This window comes from Pseudoduganella aquatica, assembly GCF_009857595.1.
Lineage (GTDB): Bacteria > Pseudomonadota > Gammaproteobacteria > Burkholderiales > Burkholderiaceae_D > Rugamonas > Rugamonas aquatica_A.
In genome coordinates, this window is record NZ_WWCU01000126.1 from 1 (window position 1) to 486 (window position 486).

A 486-nucleotide genomic window follows, 5' to 3' on the forward strand; every position below is an offset into this window, starting at 1 on the left:
TCCTGTTCGCTCAGCGGCGGCGGCTGCCATGCTTCCGGACCATGCTTGGCGCAGAACTCGGCAATGACCTTGGCGTCGACCTGGTCGGTCTTGGTGCGCACCAGCTGCGCCTGGGAAAACGCCTTGATCTGGGCCGGATTGACGACACTGACGCGGTAGCCCCGACGGGCAAAGAACTCCGCGATCGCCTCCCAATAGACGCCAGTGGCCTCCATGCAGATATGGGGCAACCCGTCCGTATGACTCTGCAGCCACGCTTCCAGTTTGGCAAAGCCAGCCTGGGTGTTTTCTACAACTTTCGCACGGTGTTTGCCCGTTTCCAGGCGCAGTGCGCAATCGACCTTCAATTTGGCGACATCTATACCAAGACACAACATTACTCTTCTCCTGATCAACCTTGCAAATGCGGGCTCACGGCACGCCGGGCCAAAGATACTGTTCGATCTTTAATGGAATAAGAGCAACTGCTGCGAAATCTACATCACG

General features: G+C 57.0%; 1 protein-coding gene. It reads right to left on the reverse strand.

Annotated features, from left to right (window positions below):
• Positions 1-377 (reverse strand): IS110 family transposase (locus tag GTP77_RS29875; protein WP_161075757.1); only part of this gene is annotated, 377 nt, incomplete at its 3' end.
• Between the last annotated feature and the right edge of the window lie 109 nt (positions 378-486).